Origin of the sequence: Streptomyces sp. ADI95-17 (assembly GCF_003846175.1) — a bacterium.
GTDB classification, from domain to species: domain Bacteria; phylum Actinomycetota; class Actinomycetes; order Streptomycetales; family Streptomycetaceae; genus Streptomyces; species Streptomyces sanglieri.
The window spans coordinates 830,436-851,508 of the sequence record NZ_ML123044.1; the positions used below are offsets into that span (position 1 = coordinate 830,436).

Genomic DNA, 21,073 nt, shown 5'->3' on the forward strand with positions numbered 1-21,073 from the left:
AACGTGGTGGCGTACCGGTCCGGGGCGGAGCGCTCGGGGCCCGGCCCCGGCCCGGTACGCCACCGCTCAGTTCCAGCCCCGGCGGTACGCCGTCCAGTCGCCCTCCCGCGCGGCGAAGTCGACGTAGAGCGCGACCCCGAACCGTTCGCGGTCGCGGTCGGTGCGCCCCAGTCCCAGCCGGGTGCCCCGGACCGCGGCGGCGACCGTCTCGGCCGACTCGTGGTGTCCGAGGTCGTTCTCGTGGAAGAACGGCAGCCCCATCAGCAGATCGGTGCCGCGCGGCGTCACTTCGAGGGCGAGCGCCGTCTGCTGGGCGACATAGCCGCCGAACAGTCCCTCCAGGGGCATCCAGGTGTCGTACGACATGACGGCGATCTGGTCGACCCGGCGCGCGACCTGGCCGAAGAACTTCTGCGACCACCACTTCTGGCTGCCGCCGCTGAGCACCCCGACCACGCGGTGCGCCGCGGGCAGCGGGTCGATCTGGTGGGCGGCGACGGACAGCGTTGCCCGGCGTGCCCCGGTGAGCGCGCGCAGGTCGTCCAGGAGCGAGAGGTAGTTCCGGTCGCCGGAGTGCAGCGGCTCCAGGTCGAAGTGGACGCCGTCGAACCCGGCGTCCAGGATCTGCCGGGCCGAGGCGACCACGGCGGTACGCGATCCGGCCCGTTCCAGGCGCAGCCCGTCGGGCCCTTCGGTGGCGAGCACGTCGCCGAGCCAGGCCTGGACCCGGATGCCGGGCAGGGTGCGGTGCACGGCGTCGATCAGCCACCGGGCCCCGGGGTAGCGGTCGGCGGGCAGGGTGCCGTCGTGTTCCAGCGGCCCGGCGTGGACGTACAGGTCCTTGATCCCCGTCCCCTCGATCCGGGTGGCGAACGCGGCGAGGTCGGCGTCGTTCTTGCGTCCGTCGACCCAGGCGTGGCCGAGCCAGATGGCGTCGCGGCCACGGGTGCGGGTGTTGTCGCCCGGGTCGCCGGAGTAGTTGAGCCGCAGGGCGATGCCCGCGGTGAGCACCGGCACCACGATCACCAGGACCGCCGCCAGGGCGATCCTCCTGGGCCAGGTCCACCTGAACCGGGCCGCCCGTTCGCGTATCCGCCGGGCGCCGCGTTCGATCCCCGTGAGCACGTCCTTCTCCCCCTGTGTTTCGGTGTGCCGTCGCCGTACGAAGGGCATCATGACGCACCGCCCGGGTGCCGTCGGCGGGCCCGGTCGCCGGGTCGCGGGTGACGGAGGGTGGACATAGCCTCACGAATGTGACGCCGCCCGTGAGCCGTACCCGGATATCCATACCGGGCCGGGCCCTGCTCACCGTACTGACGGCGGTGTGCTGGCTGGCCCTCCCCGCAGCGCTGACCGCCCGCGCCGACGATCCCGTCACGCTGTCCCGGGACGGTCAGATCACCGACAAGGTGGGGGCGCTCGGAGACCGCAGGGACCAGGTGCGCTCGGCACTCGACCGGCTGTACGCGGACCGCCGTGTACAGCTCTTCGTCGTGTACGTACGGGACTTCTCCGGCCGGTCCGCGCAGAGCTGGGCCGATGCGACGGCCGACCGCAACGGCCTCGGCCGCGACGACGTCCTGCTCGCGGTCGCCACCCACGACCGGCAGTACGCGTACACCGTCGAGCAGGGCTCCCGCCTGACCGACTCCCAGCTCCAGGACGTGGCGAGCACCGCGATCGAGCCTGCGCTCAGGGAGCACGACTGGGCCGGCGCGGCGATCGGCGCGGCGGACGGGTACTCCGCCGTACTGGCGGGCAGGCCCGTGCCCACCCCGGCCGTCACTCCCGGCGCCGCCGATCCCGGCGGCGGCTCCGGCGGTACCAGCACCGGGGACCTGATTCTTCCGGTGGTCGTCGTCGGCGGGGCCGCCGCGGCGGCCGGCTACGCGTACACCCGGCGCAGGCGGCGCGCCACGACCCGCACCACGCCCGGCGCGAAGGGCTGGGGCCCGGCCTCGCCCGGCGGGGCGCCCGAGCCGGCGCCGCTGCCGGAGCTCGACGCCCGCGCGAAGGAGGCACTGGTGGACACCGATGACGCGGTGCGCACCAGCGAGGAGGAACTGGGTTTCGCCACCGCCCAGTTCGGCGAGGAGGCCGCGGCCCCGTTCACGGAGGCCGTCGGGTACGCGAAGGGCGAGCTGACGGCCGCGTTCCGGCTGCGGCAGCAGCTGGACGACGCCTTTCCCGAGGACGAGCCGACCAGGCGCCGGATGCTGGACGAGATCATCAGCCGCTGCGCGGACGCGGGCGGCCGGCTGGACGCCGTGTCCGAGGACTTCGACCGGCTGCGTGCCCTGGAGGCCGACGCTCCGCGGGCCCTGGCCACGGCCGAGGCCGCGTTCCGGGCTCTCGCCGGTCGGGTCGCGGCGGCCGAGGCCACCCTGGCCACGATGCGCGAGGAGTACGCGGAGTCGGCCTTCGCGGCGGTCGCCGGCGACATCGAGCAGGCCAAGGACCGGCTGGTCTTCGCCACGTCGAGCCTCAACCGGGGACGGCAGTCGGTGGACAGCGCCAGCAACTCGGCGGCGGCGGTGTACATCCGGGCCACCGAGGGCGCCGTCGACCAGGCGACCACCCTCGTGGACGCGGTGGAGCGGCGCAGCCGGGAACTCTCGGAGGCGGCGGGGCGGCTGCCCGCCGCCCTCACCGAGACGGAGACCGATCTGGCCGATGCGGGCGGGCTGCTGGAGGGTGCCGGGGACGGTGCGCCGACCGCGGACCTGCGGGGCCGGATCGCCCGCGCGAAGTCGGTGATCGGCGATGTGCGGGCCCAGACGCAGGCCGGCCCGTACGACCCGATCGACGCGCTGCGCAGGGTGGAGGAGGCCGACGCGGCGCTGGACGCGGCGCTGGCCGGAGTCCGCGAGCGGGAGCAGGGCGACCGGCGGGCGCTGTCGCTCCTGGACGGTGCGGTGCTCACCGCGCGTTCGGCGATCGCCGCGGCGGCCGACTTCATCACCACGAACCGGGGGGCGGTGGGCAGCCAGGCCCGGACCCGGCTGGCGGAGGCCCAGCGGCGGCTGGACCGGTCCCGAGAGCTGGCCGGGTCGAAGGATCCGCAGGGGGCGCTGGCCGAGGCGCAGCAGGCGGATTCGCTGGCGGGTCAGGCCCGGAGCCTGGCCGAACAGGACGTGCGCTCGTACGGGAACCGGAACGGTCCGGGCGGTGCGCGGGGAACGGGCGGCGGCGTCGGCGGCGCGGTGCTCGGCGGCATCATCCTCGGCGGCCTGCTGGGCGGCGGGGGGACGCGGGGTGGCGGCGTGTACGGCGGAGGGTTCGGTGGCGGGGGACACGGAGGGGCCGCCGGGCCGGGCAGCTTCGGCGGCGGGGGGACCCGCGGCCGCCGCGGGGGCGGCGGCCGTTTCTGAGCCGGCCGGGGGGAGACGGCACAAGGCCTCGCTCGCAGCTTCATCGACAGGGATTCACCCGGGGAACCGCACTCGTACAAGGAGAGGTCCATGACCAAGCAGACCATTCTCGGCCGCGTCACCCAGTTGGCGAAGGCCAACATCAACGCGCTGCTCGATCAGGCCGAGGATCCGCAGAAGATGCTGGACCAGCTGATCCGCGAGTACACGGCCAACATCTCGGAGGCCGAGCAGGCGGTCGCCACGACCATCGGCAATCTGCGGCTGATGGAACAGGACCACCAGGAGGATGTGGACGCGGCGAAGGAGTGGGGCGGCAAGGCGCTCGCCGCGAGCCGCAAGGCCGACGAGCTGCGGGCGGCCGGGTCGGCGGCGGAGGCGGACAAGTTCGACAACCTGGCCAAGGTGGCGCTCGGCCGTCAGCTGCGCTCGGAGAAGGAGGCGCGGGCGGCGGAGCCGACCATCGCCTCGCAGACCGAGGTGGTGGACCGGCTGAAGTCGGGCCTGGACCAGATGAAGACCAAGCTGTCGGAGCTGAAGGCCAAGCGGGACGAGCTGGTGGCCCGCGCCAAGTCCGCCGAGGCGCAGAACCGGATGATGGACTCCGTCAAGAGCATCGATGTGCTCGACCCGACCAGTGAGCTCAGCCGGTTCGAGGACAAGGTGCGGCGCGAGGAGGCGAAGGCGCTGGGCAAGCAGGAGCTGGCCGCTTCGTCCCTGGACGCCCAGTTCGAGCAGCTGGACAGCCTGGGCGACAGCGCCGAGGTCGAGGCCCGGCTGGCCGCGCTGAAGGCGGCCTGAAAGCGGCCCGGCAGCCGGGTCAGTACATGCTCAGCAGCTGGTCGACCGAGAGCTCGGCGGCCGGCTCGCCGTCCGGCAGGGCCAGTTCGAACCAGACGGTCTTGCCGCGCGGGGTCCGCCTCGATCCCCAGGCCACGCTCAGCAGCCCGACCAGCTGGAGCCCGCGCCCGCCCTCGTCGGTGTCGCGGGCCCGCCGTCGCCGGGGCTGGACGAGCCCGGCGTCCCACACCTCGCAGACGAGGGTGCGGTCGCGCAGCAGTCTGAGCCGGATCTCGCCCTCCCCGTACCGCAGGGCGTTGGTGACCAGCTCGCTGACCAGCAGTTCGGTGGTGTCCACCAGATCGTCCAGGCCCCAGGCGAGCAGCCGGCCACGGGCCAGTTCGCGGGCGCGGCCCACGGAGCGGGGTTCGCGGGGCAGCCGCCAGTCGCCGACCGCGTCGGCCGGCAGCCCCTGGATACGGGCCACCAGCAGGGCGATGTCGTCCTCGCCGTGTCCGGTGTCGAGGGTGGTCAGTACGTGGTCGCAGACGTCCTCGATCGGCCGTTCCGGTTCGACGAGCGCGGCGCGCAGGGCTTGGAGACCTTCGTCGAGCGGGTGGTCGCGTGACTCGACGAGCCCGTCCGTGTAGAGGGCGAGCAGGGAGCCCTCCTTCAGCTCGACCTCGACCTCCTCGAAGGGTTCGCCGCCGACGCCGAGCGGCATGCCGGGCGGCACGTCGAGCAGCAGGGCGGCCTCGCCGGGTTCGACGACGGCGGGCGGGAGGTGGCCCGCGTTGGCGAAGGTGCAGCGCCGGGTGACCGGGTCGTAGACCGCGTACACGCAGGTCGCCAGGTAGACCTCGGAGAGATCCGCCTCCCGGGACTTGTGGGCGGCCCGCGAGGGCCACTGGGTGCCGCCGCCGGAGGCGTTGGAGCCGCCGGGTGTGCCGAGTCCGCGGGCGACCTCGTCGAGCGCGGAGAGCACCTCGGCAGGTTCCAGGTCCAGCAGGGCCAGGGTCCGTACGGCGGTGCGCAGTTCGCCCATCGCGACGGCGGCCCGCAGTCCGCGGCCCATGACGTCGCCGACGACGAGAGCGGTGCGGTGGCCGGGGAGTTCGATCACGTCGAACCAGTCGCCGCCCACCTCGGTGGCCGTGTTGCCGGGCAGGTAGCGGCAGGCGATGTCGAGGCCTGCGGCCACCGGGTCGCCGGGCGGCAGCAGGCTGCGCTGGAGGATCAGCGCGCGTTCGTGCTCGCGCCGGTAGAGGCGGGCGTTGTCGATGCAGACCGCGGCGCGGGCGGCGAGTTCGGTGGCCAGGGCCCGGTCCCGCTCGCCGAAGGGTTCGCTGCCCTTGGTGCGGGAGAACTGCACGAGACCGACCACCGTGTCGTGGGCGACCATCGGTACGGCGAGCGTGGACTGCACGAAGCCCCGGTCGTCGCCGGGCACGTCCTCGACGTGGCCGGTGCGCAACGCGATGGCGCACGGTGAGTTGAACGAGAACCGGTGTACGGAGCCGAGCTCGGGCGAGCCGGTCTCCGCGGCGGTGTCGGGCAGGGCGTCCGCCACCGCGCTGGCCAGGGCGACGCGGCGCAGTTCGGCGGAGCCGCCGACGGATACCTGACGGAGCGAGTCCCAGCTGCCGGGCGGCGCGTCGTCGCCGGTGAGCAGCCCCTGATAGAGGTCGACGGAGGCGAGGTCGCAGAAGCCGGGCACGGCGACGTCGAGGAGTTCGCGGGCGGTGGTCTCCAGGTCCAGGGAGTTGCCGATCCGGGCGCCGGCCTCGTTGAGCAGCGCGAGGTTGCGGCGGGCGCTGGCGGCCTCGCGGGCGGCGATGTGCCTGCGGGTGACATCGGTGGCCAGCCCGGCGACGCCGATGGGGCGGCCGGATCCGCTGTGCACGCGGTAGAGGTTCATGGACCAGTGGCGGCTGCCGGGTTCGCCGGGTGCGGTGCCGACTATCCGGAGATCGGTGACGGACGTTCCGGTCGCCAGTACGCGTTCGATGGTGGCGGTGAGCCGGTCGGCCTCGGAGCCGGAGAGATAGTCCTCGACGGTGCGGCCGCGGTGGTCCTCGGCCCGGCCGCCGAAGACGGTGGCGAAGCGCTGGTTGGCGCGGATCACCGCGAGGTCGGTACCGAACAGCACGAAGCCGAAGGGAGATTGGCCAAATATTGCCTGTGACGCGGCGAGGTCCGTCTCGATGTGGCGCAGTGCCCGGACGTCCACGACGATGCAGAGCGCGGCCCGTTCCCCGCCGGCCGTCTCGCTCGGCATCACATAGATCTCGGCAAGCCCCTGCACCGCCTCCTCGCCGGGTATCCGGAAGGGGACGAGGCCCGTCCACTCCCGGCCGTCGAGGATCTCGCCGACCGTGCGGCGGCCGTCCGTACGCAGTTCGGCGGGCAGGAATGCCTCGACCGGGTCCATGCCCACCGCTCTGTCCGCGGCAATGCCGAAGAGGCCGGCGGCCCGGCGGCTCCACTGCTCGATCAGGCCATCGGGGCCGATCGAGAAGGAGGCGACCCTGATGTAGTCGTAGATCGAGCCAGGCGGGCTGCTCTGCCACACGATGTCGCCCGCTGTCCCAGGTATTTCGCTCACGCGACCGTCCCCTCCAGCTCACACACCGGACCGGTCATGCCCGCAGTATTCAGCACTCCGGCCCCAACCGACACGGCGTTCACGATCACAGCACGGTCTCAGTCCCTTTCAGCCAGCTTCTGGCCGACCCGGTGATCGCTGTCCGTCCCACCCCACTCCTAACCAGGCAGGGCCAGCTCGAACCACACGGTCTTGCCGGTCTTTCCGCGCCGGGTCCCCCAGCGGCGGGCGGAACACGCCACCAGCTGCAGCCCTCTGCCCCCTTCGTCCTCCGGTCCCGCCATACGCTCGGTGGGCGGATCCGGAAGCGGATCGGAGACTTCCACGAGCAGTCCAGGATGGGCGGAGGGGCCGTCACCGTTGAGATGAGGGCGTACCAGACGCACGCCGATGGGCCCAGATGTATAGCGCATCGAGTTGGTGACCAACTCGCTGACCAGCAGAACCGTCACATCCCCGACCGCCGCGTCGAGCCCCCAGGCGCTCAACGCCCCGTGGACCGCATGCCGCGCGGACCGCACGGCGCCCGGCTCAGCCGGAAAGGTCCACTCGGCGCAGTCGCCTTCACTGTCGATCACGCCGATCACTTCCCAAGACCAGCAGCGGGGAACACCCTGTTTACAAGGGTCATTCAGCACATACCCGATATTCGGGTTGAACTACCGCCAGGATCGACACGTGGGGCGTACGGGTGTATGGCCGCGCGCACGAACAGATGTGCCCGGGTAGAAGGGGCGCACGAGGCCACGGTCACGCGCTGCCGCCTTGGCGCCTGCCCCGGTCGACCACCCCCGGCGCCCCCGCGTACGGGCCAACTCCCGCACGGCTTCCGCCCTGTTCGGGCCGCCGGCGCGAACGGGTGAGACAGAACGGCGCGGGGCAGGGTGGCTCAGGCCAGCGCGCCCGAGGCCTTGAGGTCGTCGAAGAGCAGTTGGTCGACCGGAGGGACGAGCGGGCGGTCGGCGTAGGAGAACCACGCCATCTCCTCGATCTCGCTGCTGACGGTCAGCGTCCCCCGGTACTCGCCGGCGTAACAGCTCATGCGCACGACCACGCCGTCCGGATGGCCGTGCGCCTGCGCCTCGTACGTACCCATGTGGGACACCGTCGCGGGGAGGATGGCCACGGCCAGCTCCTCCTCGACCTCGCGCAGCAGGGTCTGCAGGTCGGTCTCCCGGCCCTCCCGCTTGCCGCCGGGGATGTAGAAGACGTCCTTCCCCCTCGGTCGCGCGCAGAGAATCCTGCCGTTCTCCACCCGCACCCATGCCACCGTGTCGATCAGGACCGACATCACTCCGCCTTCGTTCATCCGCAACCCGGTCGGACCGACCCTAGCCGGACGGCCGGCGCGGCCGACGGGCGCGGGCGCAGGCAGCGGCGGGCACAGGCGGCGGCCGGTGAACGCGGGCACGGGTACGCGCCGGAGCGCGATCACCGCCCCGCCGCACTCCTCGCGCTCGCGCTACGGCCGGGCGCTCTGCCCGACGCGCTCCACCCAATAGAGCTGCTCGTGGCCGTGCTCATCGAGCTTGTCGGCGATCTTCTGGGCCTCGCCCTGCGTGGCATACCTGCCGACGCGATAGCGATTGCCGTTGTCGTCCTGCCTTATCACCAGCCACGGGAGCACGGCACCGCTGTCGCTCATCGCGTCCCTCCCGAGCATTGCGCCCCTCCCTCGAACAGCGTGCACGTCAGTAAAGATCCCCAGGAAACCGCAGTACGCATATGCCTGAGCGTACGCCTGACCTTTACTCAACGGATACGTAATTACACAAAGAGATACGGATCCGGCCGACAAGAGGGGGCGCACCCGACTGGATGCGCCCCTCCGTGCCCGTAGCGCCGCCATCGACACCGGAAAGCCCGGCCGGTGCACCGGCCGGGCTTCGGTTCCGCCCTCCGGTGCGCGGACACGGACCGGAGGGCGGAAGGCAGGATCGGGACATGACAATCAAATGGGACCGGAAATCACCTTCCGGTCACGAGAACCGGCCGGGCATCGGCCCGGAGCCGACGACACCGGACGGCGTCCGCCGCGCACCGGCACCGCTCACCTGACCGGAAGGTGGTACGCGACCCGGTAGCGATCGGCGGGCACCACCACGTCCGCCGTCTCGACCGGGCGGCCCGACGCGTAGTACGTCCGCTCGATGACCATCACCACATGCCCCGGCACACCACCGAGCGCCAGGAGCTCCTCCGCCAGCCCCGGACGCGCACCGACCTGCTCGGCCACGTTGTCCACGACGACGTCGATCGCGGCCATCCGCTCGACCACCCCGCAGCCGCCCAACGGACCCTCCTCCGGCAGCATCACCGGCGTACGCCCCGTCACGGCGAGCGGCTCCCAGGAGGTGGAGAGCATCATCGGCTCCCCGGCCTCGCGGAAGGTGTACCTCGTCCGCATCACCCGGTCGCCCGGCTCGACACCCAGGCGCTCGGCGATCTCGGCGCTCGCCCCCTCCTGTTCGCTGCGGGACTCCCACGTCCCGTGCACCCCCTCCGCCGTCTGCTCCTGGCGGAACGGACTGGCGCCGGCCGCGGACCGGTATCCGGAGCGGGCGATCCGCCGCGGGACCGGGCGCTCGCGCACATAGGTGCCGGAACCGGAACGCCCCTCCACCAGACCCTCGGCCATCAACACCTTTCGCGCCTCCAGCGCGACGGTGTCCGAGACTCCGTACTCCTCGCGGATACGGGCCTGCGAAGGCAGGCGCGTATGCGGCGGCAGCGAACCGTTGACGATCTTCTCTCGCAGATCGCTTGCAACGCGCAGATACGCGGGCTGCTCACCGAAAGTCACAGGCCACTCCCAACAGGTTGACAGTCTGCAACAGCCTGACAACCGTCGGTTGTGAACCGCAAGTGCAGGCCAAAGATTCACCCGAAGTGATGATTCACCATGCCCTTGCGCATATCCGGCCGTCGGCCACCAGAGGGTTCTCAGCTCTTCTCACGCCTCCTCCCCTCGTCCGGTTCACCGCAATCGCGTTCGCCTTCTCCCCCGTAGCGCCGCTCTTCCTCCGCACGGCCACGCTCTTCCCGCAGGGACCCGTACAGGCGAGTGGGGCGGCTGCCGAAGCAGCCGCCCCACAGGCTCAGCACGTCAGGTACGTACGGTTCTCGTCAGAACCGCCGGGGCCGTCAGAACTGCAGGCCCCAGGAGTTGATCTTCCCGGTGTCCGCCGCCGCGTTGTCCGCGACCCGCAGCTTCCAGGTGCCGTTGGCCACCTCCGACGAGGCGTTCACGGTGTAGGTGGTGTTCACGTTGTCGGCGCTGCCACCGCTGCCGGCGGCCTTCAGGTTGTAGACCGAACCGTCGGGCGCGACCAGGTCGATCTTCAGGTCACCGATGTAGGTGTGCGTGATGTCGACGGGCACGCTCAGCGTGGCCGGCGCGTTGCCGGTGACACCGCTGACGGTGATCGGCGACTCGACGGTGGCGTTGTCGGCGATGGTGTAGCTCGTCGTGCTCTCGAACTTCTTGCCCGGCGGCGTGGTGGTGCCGGTGCCGACGTTCAGCAGGCGGTTCGGCGAGCCCGTGCCCGGGCTGGTCACCACTCCGGTACTGGCCGCGGCGACCAGTCCGGCCGAGACCTGTGCCGGGCTGTCGCTCGGGTGCTCGGCCAGGTAGAGGGCCGCGGCGCCCGCGACGTGCGGGGTAGCCATCGACGTGCCGGAGATCGTGTTGGTGGCGCTGTCGCCGGTGTTCCACGCCGAGGTGATCGACGAGCCGGGACCGAAGATGTCCAGCACGCTGCCGTAGTTGGAGAAGCTGGAGCGCGCGTCGGTGTTGGTGGTGGAGCCGACCGTGATGGCCTCGGTGACCCGTGCCGGGGACTTCGTGGAGGCGTCGGTCGACTCGTTGCCCGCGGCGACGGCGTAGGTGATGCCGGACGCGATGGACTTGCGTACGGCGGCGTCGAGCACCGAGTCCACCCCGCCGCCCAGGCTCATGTTGGCCACCGCGGGCTTGACGGCGTTCGCCGTCACCCAGTCGATGCCCGCGACGACCTGCTCGGTCGTGCCGGAGCCGCTGTCGTCGAGGACCCGGACGGCGACGATCTTCGCCTTCTTGGCGACGCCGTACGCCGTACCGGCGACGGTGCCCGCCACGTGCGTGCCGTGGCCGTAGCCGTCCTGCGCGGTGTTGTCGTTGTCGATGGCGTCGTAACCGTACGAGGCCCGGCCGCCGAAGTCGCTGTGGGTGATCCGCACACCGGTGTCGATGATGTACGCGGTCACGCCCGCGCCCCCGTTGTCGGGGTAGGTGTAACTCTGGTTCAGCGGGAGGGACTTCTGGTCGATCCGGTCGAGTCCCCAGGAGGGCGGCGAGGGCTGGGTGCCGGTGACGCGGAAGGTCCGGTTCTGCACGACGGACTTGACGGCCGGGTCCGCGGCGAACTTCTTCGCCTGCGCCGCGGAGAGCTCGACCGAATAGCCGTTGAGGGCGGCGCGGTAGGTCTTCTTGATCTTGGCGCCGTACTCCTCGGCGAGCGCCTTGCCCTGCGCGGAGCCGGCCCTGGCCGCCGAGTCGTCGAGGGTGACGATGTAGCTGCCGCTGATGGTGCCCGGGGCGCCCGCGTTCTCGATCCGGCCTTCCGCCGCGGTCCCGGACGCGGAGGCGGGGAGCACCGCCGCGGTGGAGAGCGCGAGGGCGGCACCGGCTATGACACTCGCCGCGGCAAGTCTTCGACGCGTGTGGGGGGTGTGACGCATCACTGACATGTGAGGGGTCCTCCTGGATCGCGGTGCACTGGTGGGGGGGTTGCACATGGCACGGGGAGAGAGAGGAACTAGCGGCATGAGCATGACAAGAGATTGCCGCAGGCTCCACGCTGATCGCCCCCTGCCGACAGCGAAAGATTGACCGATTCATGGGAATCGCACAAGGGTGCGGTGGGCTCTGCAATACCTTCGCCATGGGCCCGCCACGCGCCTGACATGCTGACGGGCATGCCCTCATACATCTGCCCGCAGGACGGCACCCGCGCCGACATCACCGCTCTCACCTGGTGCTGCCCGGCCTGCCGGGGCCCCTGGGACCTCGAATTCGAAGCCGCCGGTGCGCTCTCGCTCAACTCCCTGGCCGGGCGCGTCAATTCACTGTGGCGTTACGAAGAGGTGCTGCCGCTCTCCTCGCCCACGACCACGCTCGGCGAGGGCCGCACCCCGCTCGTCCCGGTCACCGGAACGGTCTCGGCCAAGCTCGACTTCCTGATGCCGACGCTCTCCTTCAAGGACCGCGGCGCGGTCATGCTCGCCGAGCTGGCCCGCCGGCTGTCGCCCGAGCGCGTCGTCGCGGACAGCAGCGGCAACGCGGGCACGGCCGTCGCCGCGTACTGCGCCCGTGCCTCGCTCCCCTGCACGGTGTACGTCCCCGAGGGCACGTCCCCGAAGAAGACCGAGCAGATCCGGGCGCACGGCGCGCACCTGGAGATCGTCCCCGGCGACCGCGAGGCCACCGCGGCCGCCGCCCGCGCCGCCGCCGACGCCCCCGGCACCTTCTACGCCTCGCACGTCTTCAACCCGTACTTCCTGCACGGCACGAAGACGTACGTGTACGAGCTGTGGGAGGACCTCGGCGGCCGTCTCCCGGACGCCATCGCCGTACCGGTCGGCAACGGCACCCTGCTCCTCGGCGCGGCCCTGGCCACCGCCGAGCTGCACGCCCGGGGGCTGATCGACCGGCGCCCGGCGCTGATCGCCGTGCAGGCCGAGAACGTCTCGCCACTGGCCGCCGCCTTCCGCACGGGCGCCGAAGACCTGTTGCCCGACGGCCCGGCCGGCCCCGCCGCCGCCACCCTCGCCGAGGGCATCGCCATCCCGCGACCGCCGCGCGCCCGCGCCATCCTGGCCGCGGTCAGGGAATCGGGCGGCACCTTCCTCACGGTGACCGAGGATCAGATCCGCGCCGCGCAGCTGGATCTGGCGGCGCGCGGGTTCTACGTGGAGACGACGGGCGTCGCCTGCTGGGCCGCGGTCGGTGGCTGGACGGACCGGAGCGTCGTCGTCCCCCTGTGCGGCGCGGGCCTCAAGACCGGCCTCGCGGGCTGAGGAAGCAGCCGCCGGCGGCCGCCCCTCCCCATCAGCCGTTCACCCCGCGCGCCGCGCACCGCCGCGCGGCGCGCGCGTCCCTACCTTCGTACGGTGAGCCTCTCGCGCCTCGTTCTCCTCACGTCCCTCACGTCCCTGGTCGCGGGCGCCCTGATCGCGCCTTCGACCCCCGTCCCGTACGCGGCGCCTCCTGCGACGGCGGCGCCTCCCTCCGTGACGACCGCCTGCGGCCGGGACACCGACCCCGCCTGGGCGCCGACGTCCACCCGGTACGGCGAGGCGGCCGGCTACGACGCCTACACCGGCAACGGATACCTGGGCCACCGGGTGCCCGCGGCGGGCGCCGGATACGCGGCGTCGGGCGAGAAGACCGGCTGGCCGCTGTTCACCCCGCGCTACGACGGCGCGTTCGTCTCCGGCCTGTTCGGGCGCGAGAAGGACCTGGCCGGCGGCCGGGAGGTGATCGCCGCACTGCCGAGCTGGACCGATCTCGACGTACGTGTCGGCGACGAGACCTACGGCCCCGGCACGCCCCCGGGCCGGATCTCGCGCTACCGGCAGACGCTCTTCCTGCGCTGTGGACTGGTGCGTACGTCGCTGCGGTGGACCACGGCCGACGGCCGCGCGACCGACCTGACGTACGAGGTGCTCACCGACCGGTCCGATGTGCACACGGGCGCCGTGCGACTGCGCATGACACCCCACTGGAACGGCACCGCGACCGTCACCGGCCGGCTCGACCCGAAGGGCGCACGCCGGATCACCCTCGCCGGCGACGGCACGTTCCGCACCCGGGGCACCGGGACCGGGGGCGCGATCGTCCAGGAGCTGCGCACCGGGGGCTCGGGGGCGGGGGCTCCGGTCGCACCACGGAGCACACACCGGGTGCGTGACGGGCGCACGTACACCTTCGACAAGTACGTCGGCATCGACACCGCGCTCACCTCCGCCGCCCCGCGCGCCGCCGCCCGCGAGGCCGCCCGGCGCGCGGCCGGGCGCGGCTGGTCCGGGATCCTCGCGGCGAACGACGCGGCCTGGCGGCGGGCCTGGGCGGCCGACATCGCCGTACCGGACCGTCCCGAACTGCAGAAGTGGCTGCGGGCGGCGCAGTACGGACTGCTGGCCTCCACCCGGGCCGGGTCCCGCGACAGCATCGCACCGGCCGGACTGACCAGCGACAACTACGCCGGCATGGTGTTCTGGGACGCCGAGACCTGGATGTACCCGGGGCTGCTCGCCACCCGCCCCGAGCTGGCCCGCCCGGTCGTCGAGTACCGCTACCGCACCCGCGAGGCCGCCCGCGCCAACGCCCGGAAGCTGGGGTTCCGGGGCCTGTTCTACCCGTGGACGAGCGCGAGCAGCGGCGATCTGTGGTCCGAGTGCCAGAGCTGGAACCCGCCGCACTGCGTCACCCAGAACCACCTCCAGGGCGATGTCTCGCTGGCCGTCTGGCAGTACTACCTGGCGACCGGGGACCACGAGTGGCTGGCCGGGCGTGGCTGGCCGCTGCTGGAGGGGATCGCCGACTTCTGGGCCTCGCGGGCCACCGCCAACGACGACGGCAGCTACTCGGTGAAGGAGGTCGCGGGCCCCGACGAGTACAGCAACGGCGTCACCGACGGGGTCTTCACCAACGCGGTCGCGGCCACCGCCCTGCGCAACGCCACCCGCGCCGCGCAACTGCTCGGACACACCGCACCGGTCGGGTGGAAGCGGGTGGCGGACGGCCTGCGCATCCCGTACGACCCGGCGCGCAAGCTCTTCCTCCAGTACGCGGGCTACAACGGCTCGACGATCAAGCAGGCCGACACGGTGCTGCTGATCTACCCGCTGGAGTGGCCGATGGAGCCGGGCGCCGCCGCCGCCACGCTCGACTTCTACGCGGCGCACACCGACCCGGACGGCCCGGCCATGACCGACTCGGTCCACGCGATCGACGCGGCCACGATCGGAGAGCCCGGCTGCGCGACGTACACCTATCTCCAGCGCGCCGTACGCCCGTTCACACGCGGGCCGTACGCCTTGTTCAGCGAGGCCCGCGGCGCGAAGTCGGGGGCCCAGGACCCGCTTTCGGGATTCCCCGCCGAGGACTTCCTGACCGGGAAGGGCGGCTTCCTCCAGGTCTTCACGCACGGCCTGACGGGGTTGCGGCTGCGGGAGGACGGGGTGCGTCTCGACCCGATGCTGCCGCCGCAGCTGGGCAGCGGTGTCACGCTGACGGGCCTGCGCCACCGGGGCCGTACGTACGACCTCGCGATCGGTCCCCGGACGACGACGGTCCGGCTGACCTCCGGCGCCCCCTTCACCGTCCACTCCCCCGCCGGCCCCCGCCTGCTCACCGGCACGCTCACGCTCCCCACCCGCCGCCCGGACCTCGCCGCGACCACCGACGCGGCCCGCTGCCGCCCGGTGACAGCGACATCGGAGGCCCCCGGCCTGTACGCGGCGGCCGCGGTGGACGGCAGTCCGGCCACCTCCTGGTCCCCGGACGGCGCGAAGGGCGCGCTGACGGTGGACCTGGGACGTGCGGTCGCGGTGACATCGGCCGAGCCGGAGTGGACGGACGTGCGGCCGTCCTCGTACCGGCTGGAGACGTCGGCCGACGGCACGCACTGGCAGCCGTACCGGGCGGGAGCGGTGGCCCGGATGGTACGGCTCACGGTCGAGTCCGAGGACCCGCAGAAGCCCGCGGGCGTAACGGAGTTGAAGGTCGTACAGCCGTGACCGGCCGGGTGTGCGGGAGCGTCAGCCGCGGGCGCGGAGCCTGCCGCCGAAGCCGTAGTAGAGGCCGAGCAGCACACCGCCCACCGCCGCAACGATCCCCGTCGCCCTGCCGGAGCCGAGGGCCCCGGTGAGGACGACGGCCGCCGCGTACACGCTGGGCAGCCACCAGTTGAAGCCGGATCTCGCGGCCGGGCGCCGTTCCATGATTCCCCCTGATCAGTAGTGGCAGGCCGCGTGGGCGCGGCCGGGCGCTGCCGATCATGTCATCCGGTCCCGCCCAGCGGAATGGTCTCCGGGAAGAGGACCGGAAGAGGACTGGCGGAGTCCCGTACCACGTGAACATCCCACCGGGACTCCTGGGAGCCGCCTGCGGGGGGTGCGCGAACTGTGCTGCTTCGAGGAGCACTTGGAGCGGCCCGTCACCCCGCTCGGCAACCCGGGGCCGGGGCCCGCCCCGCCTACCGTCACTCACCGCCGCGACGAGGACTCCCCAGGCTCACGGCGAACCGGGTGCCGGACGGTGTGCGCGGGGACAACCTGCCCTGAAGGCTCGACGCGAGGGTCCGGATGGCGGGGAGCCGCGCGAGCAATGCCTCGCCGGGACAGCTGGTGGCGAAGCCGTCGCGGTGGCCGGAGATGGCGTCGAACTCGGCCGAAGTGCCCTTGGCGTAACGGCTCTTGCCGTTGGTGGAGGTGAGCCGCACCTTGCCCGCGGGGTCGACGTCGCCCAGTCCGAGCTTCCAGGCCGCGAGGGCGGCGATCGCGTGCTCCATGGCCGCCGGTACCGGTGCCCCCGGCCCGAAGGTGCCGATGGCCGCGATCCCCGTGGTGCCCTGGTTGAACCCGAGGGTGTGGGAGCCGACGACGGGGCGGTCGGTACCGCCGGCGCGGCCTTCGTAGATGGTGCCGCACTTGTCGACGAGGAAGTTGTATCCGAGGTCCCCCCAACTCCGGTCACGGGTCTGGCCCGTGTACAGATTGCGCAGGGTACGGGGGACGTCGGCGCAGTCGTAGCCGTTGGGGGTGTCGGTGTGATGGATGAAGACCGCCCTGACCCCTCCCGCGTAGTGCGCATGGGGGTCCCGCTTGGTCTCGTCGGCCCGCCACTGCGCACGCGAGACGATGGCGGGCCGGGGCACCACACGGGGCAGCACCATCGACGCCGCCCCGAGCGCCGGAAACGGAGACGCGGCGTCGACCACCGGCAGGACCGGCTGCGTGGCCGCTTCGGGCTGCCATACGGAGAGCGGCCCTTCCGGAGCCGTATCGCGAACGGCCCGGGCCGCCGTCACTCCGGCGGGTGCCGCGAGGAGGGGAAGCGCTATGGGAACCGTGACCCACAGCGCTATTCGGTACAGACGCACAGGAAAAACCTTCTTCGTCTTTCGCCGGGATGCCGGCGGGAGCGCGTATGCCCACAGCTTTGCGGCGCCGGGTTCGCCGCGCGCGCCGGATTAGTGCAGACAGGCGAGCACTGCGGCTCCCCGACCGGCAATCACGAAGAGTGACGAATAGGCGAAGGAAGTCGGTGGTCGCCACGGCGGTCCACACGGCCGCCGCCGACTCTCGGCAGATCGCACAGAAATCCCCTGACCTGGCAATTCATAGCCGATACGAATCACCTCCCCGGCTTTCGCGTGACCGCCCGCAGAACACACGCCCATCGCGACCGTCACCGACCGTTCAACATCCGGGCGGTACGCACATCGAGCCCCTCACACCGGTTCCGGCGCCATGACCGGCCGCAGCCACCTCGACCTCGGCGGCTCCGTCCGGCTGACCCGCAGCGACCGGGGCACCGGGGCACCGACGGCCTCCTATCGGCGCGCGCCGAAGTACGCGCCCGGGGTGGTGCCGGTCTCACGTCGGAACGCCGCGACGAAGGCGCTGACCGTCCCGTAGCCGACTCCGCGCGACACCCGGTGGAGCGGCTCGCCGGCGGCCAGGGCGGGCAGCGCCGCCTGCAGGCGAACGAGGGTGCGCCAACGGCCGAACGGCATGCCGGTGTCGGCCAGGAACAGTCTGGCGAGCGTGCGCCCGGAGGTACCGACCCGGCGCCCCCACGCTTCCACCGCGAGCGCACAGGCAGGATCGTCGAGCAGCTCCCCGGCGACCTGGCGGGCGCGTGGGTCGGTGGGGAGTGGGGCTTCAAGAGCGGTGGCCGTCACCGGCCGGAGCAGATCGAGGAGCACCGCCTCGCCGTGCGCCCGGCACTCGGCGCCGAGGTCCGGATCGTCCAGGTAGCCGATCAGCTCGGCCAGCAACGGCGTGACCCGGGTCGGCCGGACCGTGTCCCACTGCCCCGGGTCGGGAGGCGGCGACGTCGGCAGATAGAGCGAGGTCATCGTGGTGCGGCCGGCCGAGACGACCTCGTGCGGCACTCCGGACGGGATCCACAGGGCGCGTGTGGTGGGCAGTACCCACCGCCGGGAGGCCACGTCGACCGTCAAGGTGCCGTAGGAGGCCCAGGCCAGCTGATGCGTCCGGTGGGTGTGCTGGGTGAACCGTGTTCCCGCCGGCATGAAGAACGTCCCGATGGAGACCAGCGCATCGCCCTGTCCGTTTCCCGACATGAGTTGGAAGGTTACGTCCTTCTGGACAGCGGCACCCCTCCGTAGCGTTGTCGTCATGAACACCGACCACGCCGAACTGTGCGCGAGCCCGGAGTGGGCCGCCCATCTCCATGACGAGGTACTGCCGCTGGCCGTCGCGCGTGCCGATCTCGGGAAAGAGCTGCTGGAGGTCGGCCCCGGTCCGGGAGCGGCGACCGAATGGCTGCGGACCAAGGTCGACCGCCTGGTGGCCGTGGAGATCGAGGCCGAGGCGGCGTCGCTGCTGGCCGACCGGTTCTCCGGGACGAACGTGGAAGTTCACCGAGGGAGCGGCACCGCGCTGGAGTTCGCGGACGACTCCTTCGACTCGGCGGCGTCGTTCACGATGCTGCACCACGTACCGACAACGGCTCTCCAGAACACCCTCCTCGCGGAGATCCTCCGGGTGCTCAGGCCGGGCGGCGTGCTCGTCGGGGCCGACAGTCTGCCGAGCCAGTCGCTGCACGCGTTCCACAAGGGCGACATCTACAACCCGGTGGAGCCGGCCACGCTCCTCGTACGCCTCCAGACGTTGGGCTACGTCGACATCACGCTCTGCGTGGGCAGCCGGCTGACGTTCTCCGCGCACAAGCCTCCCGCTCAGGACGAGCGAGCCGCCTGACCCCTGATCCCGTCGAGCACGATGTCGAGCATCCGGTCGAACTCCGCGACAGATCCGAAGTCGGCCCACCGGGGTGCGAGGGCGGCCATGCCCGGGTGCGTGCCGGAGTCGAACTCGGGCACCGGAGCCGGCCCGTCGGGGCCGCCGCCGGTACAGGCCAGCAAGTGCCCGTTGAGGAAGCCGAACAGCACCATCGGGGCATCCGCCGCCACACGCTCGGGCAGGCCGGCCGCACGCATCGCGACGACCAGGCTCTCCAGGGCGGAAATGGCCACCGGCGACGTCTGGGCGCGGGTGGCCAGCAGCGGGAACACCCGAGGATGCCGGTACGCCATGTCCCGGCAGGAGTGGGCCGTCCGCCGGGCGACCTCCTCCCAGTCGTGCGGCGCGCCATCGGGAGCGGGCGCCACCACCTCGGTGATGGGCCGGGGTCGCCCCTTGTCTGGCAGGCGCCCTGGCCATCACCCTGCTGTGGAGGAATCCGCGAGACCTCACGGACGCGGGTCACGACCACCACACACCGGAGCGGACGGCACCGTGAAACGTATCGGCATCATCGGAGTGGGAGAGATCGGCCGGGCCCTCGTGGAGGGCCTGTGCGACGCGGCCGGCCCGACGCCCGAGGTGCTCCTCTCGCCGCGCGGCGCCCGCACCGCCACCGAACTCTCCGAGCGGTTCGACGGCGTACGCGTCTGCGCCGACAACCAACAGGTCGTGGACCGCGCCGAGTTGATCATCATCGCCGTACGCCGCGAGGACCGCCACGAGGCGCTGAACGGTCTGCGGGTGGACGGTGCCAAGGTGGTGGTCAACGTGATGGCCGGGGTCTCGAACGACAACCTGCGCGCCATGCTCGCCACCGACGCCCCGCTGGTACGCGCCATCCCGCTGCCTTCCGTGCGCGACCGCCGCTCCGTCACCGTGACGTACCCGGCGCACCCGGCCGTCGACGCCTTCTTCGAGCAGCTCGGCGGGGCACTTCCAGTCGCGGACGAGGCAGCCTTCGACGTCTTCTCCGCACTGACCGGGACGCTCACCACCCACTACGCGTACCTCGCCGCGCTCACCTCATGGGCCGCCGGACACGGCATCCCCGCCGCCGACGCGGAACATTACGTACGGGGCCTCTTCCAGGCCGTCGGCCGCGCCCTGGGCGACGAGACCCGCTCCCTGCGACAACTCGCCGCCGACCACGAAACCCCCAAGGGCAACAACGAACGCATCCGGACCACATGGTTCGACCACACCAACGCCGCCACCCTCGACAGCGCGCTGGACGGCCTCCTCACCGACCTGCGGTCCCGGCAGGATCCCAGCACGGAACCTGCGGCAGAACAGAAGACAGAACAAGAGAAGCCCCAGGACGCCAACGCCGCACAGCGGCGGCGACCACCGGCCAAGACCTGAGGAACAGGCAGCTCTGCCACACGAAATGATCGGGGCCTTATCGTGGGCCAGGAACGCTCACTGTTTCTCAAGCCGTACCCGGTACCGTCCATCGGAATGACAGGCCCCATGAAGAGCATCGATCACCCCTGCTTCGGGCACCTTGAGGCTCCGTCGGCGGACGAGACGGAAGTCATCTGGGAAGGCACGGCCTCGCTGGGAAGCAACGAGGCCGAAGTCCGGCTGTGGGCCGACCCCAACTCCGGGCTGGACGCGGACGAACTGAATACGTTCGCGACGCGCCTGGCCCACCTGCCGGCCCTGGACACCGCGGCTCGGGCGGCGATCCGCGAGTACCTGCGGCAGGACCGCTACTTCATCGACCACCACGCCGACGAACTCGACGACGCCGAAGTGATCAAACGCCTCACCCGGGATGCGAACGGCGAAGCGATCAGCGTCGACGCGTTCACCGCAGCCATGCACCCCATCCGGATCGGGCTGTGGCACCTGATCGGGGAGGCCAGGGCCCGGATCGTCGTGGACTACACGATCGACGCCGCGACCAGTGACGAGCTCCTCGCCGTCAAGATGGCCGGCGACGGGACCGTGGCGTCCGTCGACTGGGAGAGCTGACCGCGTCGGTCCTCCCTCGACGGCAGCGACCCCGCCGACAGCGCGGAGCGCGGTGCGTGCGGCTTCTCGACATCGAACGCATCCGGGCCTCATGGTTCGACCACGCCGATGCCGCCACCATCGGCAGCCCGCTCGACGGCCTCCTCACCGATCTGCTGTGCTCGAAACAAGGAGCGCGCCCCAGGTCACACCGTGAACCGGCCGCTCCCTGACGAGCCATCCCGCGATCCCAGCACGGAAAGAGAGCAAGGGGCCCGCCTCCGAAGAGCCGGACCCCTTCTGACCAGCATGCCTGCCAGAT

Annotated in this window: 19 protein-coding genes; 8 read left to right on the forward strand and 11 right to left on the reverse strand. The window is 71.9% G+C overall.

Annotated features, from left to right (window positions below; all coding sequences use genetic code 11):
* Window positions 1-66 precede the first annotated feature (66 nt).
* Window positions 67-1,092 carry a glycoside hydrolase family 18 protein gene (locus EES42_RS03575; RefSeq protein ID WP_241196282.1) on the reverse strand — a complete coding sequence of 342 codons (1,026 nt, stop codon included), beginning with the start codon at window positions 1,090-1,092 and terminating at the stop codon, window positions 67-69.
* A gap of 173 nt (window positions 1,093-1,265) precedes the next feature.
* On the opposite strand from EES42_RS03575, the gene EES42_RS03580 reads away from it, so the two are divergent.
* Both EES42_RS03580 and EES42_RS03585 read left to right on the forward strand, forming a co-directional pair.
* Entirely contained in the window at window positions 1,266-3,371 is a 2,106-nt protein-coding gene (locus EES42_RS03580; protein ID WP_124717392.1) for a TPM domain-containing protein, read from the forward strand.
* Between the two features lie 90 nt (window positions 3,372-3,461).
* Window positions 3,462-4,172 (forward strand): PspA/IM30 family protein, encoded by a 711-nt coding sequence (locus tag EES42_RS03585; RefSeq protein WP_124716612.1) that lies wholly within the window; start codon window positions 3,462-3,464, stop codon window positions 4,170-4,172.
* A gap of 19 nt (window positions 4,173-4,191) precedes the next feature.
* Here EES42_RS03585 and EES42_RS03590 read toward each other — a convergent pair whose 3' ends face one another.
* From EES42_RS03590 to EES42_RS03615, 6 genes are all read right to left on the reverse strand, one after another.
* A complete protein-coding gene (locus EES42_RS03590) occupies window positions 4,192-6,723 on the reverse strand; it encodes a SpoIIE family protein phosphatase (protein ID WP_124717393.1) in 2,532 nt (843 codons plus the stop codon).
* A gap of 191 nt (window positions 6,724-6,914) precedes the next feature.
* Window positions 6,915-7,343, reverse strand: a complete 429-nt coding sequence (locus EES42_RS03595) for an ATP-binding protein (protein WP_124716613.1) — start codon at window positions 7,341-7,343, stop codon at window positions 6,915-6,917.
* 302 nt (window positions 7,344-7,645) lie between these two features.
* Entirely contained in the window at window positions 7,646-8,047 is a 402-nt protein-coding gene (locus EES42_RS03600; RefSeq protein ID WP_124716614.1) for an NUDIX hydrolase, read from the reverse strand.
* A gap of 171 nt (window positions 8,048-8,218) precedes the next feature.
* On the reverse strand, window positions 8,219-8,419 hold the full coding sequence (locus tag EES42_RS03605) for an SPOR domain-containing protein (protein ID WP_124716615.1): 201 nt from the start codon (window positions 8,417-8,419) through the stop codon (window positions 8,219-8,221).
* A 387-nt stretch (window positions 8,420-8,806) separates the two neighbouring features.
* Window positions 8,807-9,559 (reverse strand): GntR family transcriptional regulator, encoded by a 753-nt coding sequence (locus tag EES42_RS03610; RefSeq protein ID WP_124716616.1) that lies wholly within the window; start codon window positions 9,557-9,559, stop codon window positions 8,807-8,809.
* A gap of 341 nt (window positions 9,560-9,900) precedes the next feature.
* Window positions 9,901-11,484, reverse strand: coding sequence for a S8 family peptidase (locus EES42_RS03615; RefSeq protein WP_124716617.1), 1,584 nt, complete (start codon window positions 11,482-11,484; stop codon window positions 9,901-9,903).
* 228 nt (window positions 11,485-11,712) lie between these two features.
* On the opposite strand from EES42_RS03615, the gene EES42_RS03620 reads away from it, so the two are divergent.
* Together EES42_RS03620 and EES42_RS03625 are read left to right on the forward strand one after the other, a co-directional pair.
* Window positions 11,713-12,813, forward strand: coding sequence for a threonine synthase (locus EES42_RS03620; RefSeq protein ID WP_241196223.1), 1,101 nt, complete (start codon window positions 11,713-11,715; stop codon window positions 12,811-12,813).
* Window positions 12,814-12,906: 93 nt separating this feature from the next.
* Window positions 12,907-15,537 carry a discoidin domain-containing protein gene (locus EES42_RS03625; protein WP_124716619.1) on the forward strand — a complete coding sequence of 877 codons (2,631 nt, stop codon included), beginning with the start codon at window positions 12,907-12,909 and terminating at the stop codon, window positions 15,535-15,537.
* A 21-nt stretch (window positions 15,538-15,558) separates the two neighbouring features.
* Here the strand turns inward: EES42_RS03625 and EES42_RS03630 are convergent, their stop codons facing one another.
* From EES42_RS03630 to EES42_RS03640, 3 genes are all read right to left on the reverse strand, one after another.
* A complete protein-coding gene (locus tag EES42_RS03630) occupies window positions 15,559-15,741 on the reverse strand; it encodes a hypothetical protein (protein WP_124716620.1) in 183 nt (60 codons plus the stop codon).
* A gap of 260 nt (window positions 15,742-16,001) precedes the next feature.
* On the reverse strand, window positions 16,002-16,901 hold the full coding sequence (locus EES42_RS03635; RefSeq protein WP_241196224.1) for a peptidoglycan recognition protein family protein: 900 nt from the start codon (window positions 16,899-16,901) through the stop codon (window positions 16,002-16,004).
* Window positions 16,902-17,354: 453 nt separating this feature from the next.
* Window positions 17,355-18,110: an AraC family transcriptional regulator gene (locus EES42_RS03640; RefSeq protein WP_241196225.1), complete on the reverse strand. Its 756-nt coding sequence runs from the start codon at window positions 18,108-18,110 to the stop codon at window positions 17,355-17,357.
* Window positions 18,111-18,165: 55 nt separating this feature from the next.
* On the opposite strand from EES42_RS03640, the gene EES42_RS03645 reads away from it, so the two are divergent.
* Entirely contained in the window at window positions 18,166-18,750 is a 585-nt protein-coding gene (locus EES42_RS03645) for a class I SAM-dependent methyltransferase (protein ID WP_124716621.1), read from the forward strand.
* Here the strand turns inward: EES42_RS03645 and EES42_RS03650 are convergent.
* A complete protein-coding gene (locus tag EES42_RS03650; protein ID WP_241196226.1) occupies window positions 18,729-19,163 on the reverse strand; it encodes a TetR/AcrR family transcriptional regulator C-terminal domain-containing protein in 435 nt (144 codons plus the stop codon). The genes EES42_RS03645 and EES42_RS03650 overlap by 22 nt on opposite strands.
* 124 nt (window positions 19,164-19,287) lie before the next feature.
* On the opposite strand from EES42_RS03650, the gene EES42_RS03655 reads away from it, so the two are divergent.
* The 3 genes from EES42_RS03655 to EES42_RS44570 all read left to right on the forward strand — a co-directional run bounded on the left by EES42_RS03655 (window position 19,288) and on the right by EES42_RS44570 (window position 20,984).
* A complete protein-coding gene (locus EES42_RS03655; protein WP_241196227.1) occupies window positions 19,288-20,157 on the forward strand; it encodes an NAD(P)-binding domain-containing protein in 870 nt (289 codons plus the stop codon).
* A gap of 108 nt (window positions 20,158-20,265) precedes the next feature.
* On the forward strand, window positions 20,266-20,772 hold the full coding sequence (locus EES42_RS03660) for a DUF2004 domain-containing protein (RefSeq protein ID WP_164495156.1): 507 nt from the start codon (window positions 20,266-20,268) through the stop codon (window positions 20,770-20,772).
* Between the two features lie 56 nt (window positions 20,773-20,828).
* Entirely contained in the window at window positions 20,829-20,984 is a 156-nt protein-coding gene (locus EES42_RS44570) for a hypothetical protein (protein WP_164495157.1), read from the forward strand.
* The last annotated feature ends 89 nt before the right edge of the window (window positions 20,985-21,073 follow it).

What these genes read in the sequence shown, in the direction of transcription:
- EES42_RS03585 (WP_124716612.1), top strand. Translation starts at nt 3,462, where the DNA reads ATGACCAAGCAGACCATTCTCGGCCGCGTCACCCAGTTGGCGAAGGCC.
- EES42_RS03600 (WP_124716614.1), bottom strand. Translation starts at nt 8,047, where the DNA reads ATGTCGGTCCTGATCGACACGGTGGCATGGGTGCGGGTGGAGAACGGC.
- EES42_RS03605 (WP_124716615.1), bottom strand. Translation starts at nt 8,419, where the DNA reads ATGCTCGGGAGGGACGCGATGAGCGACAGCGGTGCCGTGCTCCCGTGG.
- EES42_RS03615 (WP_124716617.1), bottom strand. Translation starts at nt 11,484, where the DNA reads ATGTCAGTGATGCGTCACACCCCCCACACGCGTCGAAGACTTGCCGCG.
- EES42_RS03620 (WP_241196223.1), top strand. Translation starts at nt 11,713, where the DNA reads ATGCCCTCATACATCTGCCCGCAGGACGGCACCCGCGCCGACATCACC.
- EES42_RS03630 (WP_124716620.1), bottom strand. Translation starts at nt 15,741, where the DNA reads ATGGAACGGCGCCCGGCCGCGAGATCCGGCTTCAACTGGTGGCTGCCC.
- EES42_RS03640 (WP_241196225.1), bottom strand. Translation starts at nt 18,110, where the DNA reads ATGTCGGGAAACGGACAGGGCGATGCGCTGGTCTCCATCGGGACGTTC.
- EES42_RS03645 (WP_124716621.1), top strand. Translation starts at nt 18,166, where the DNA reads ATGAACACCGACCACGCCGAACTGTGCGCGAGCCCGGAGTGGGCCGCC.
- EES42_RS03660 (WP_164495156.1), top strand. Translation starts at nt 20,266, where the DNA reads ATGAAGAGCATCGATCACCCCTGCTTCGGGCACCTTGAGGCTCCGTCG.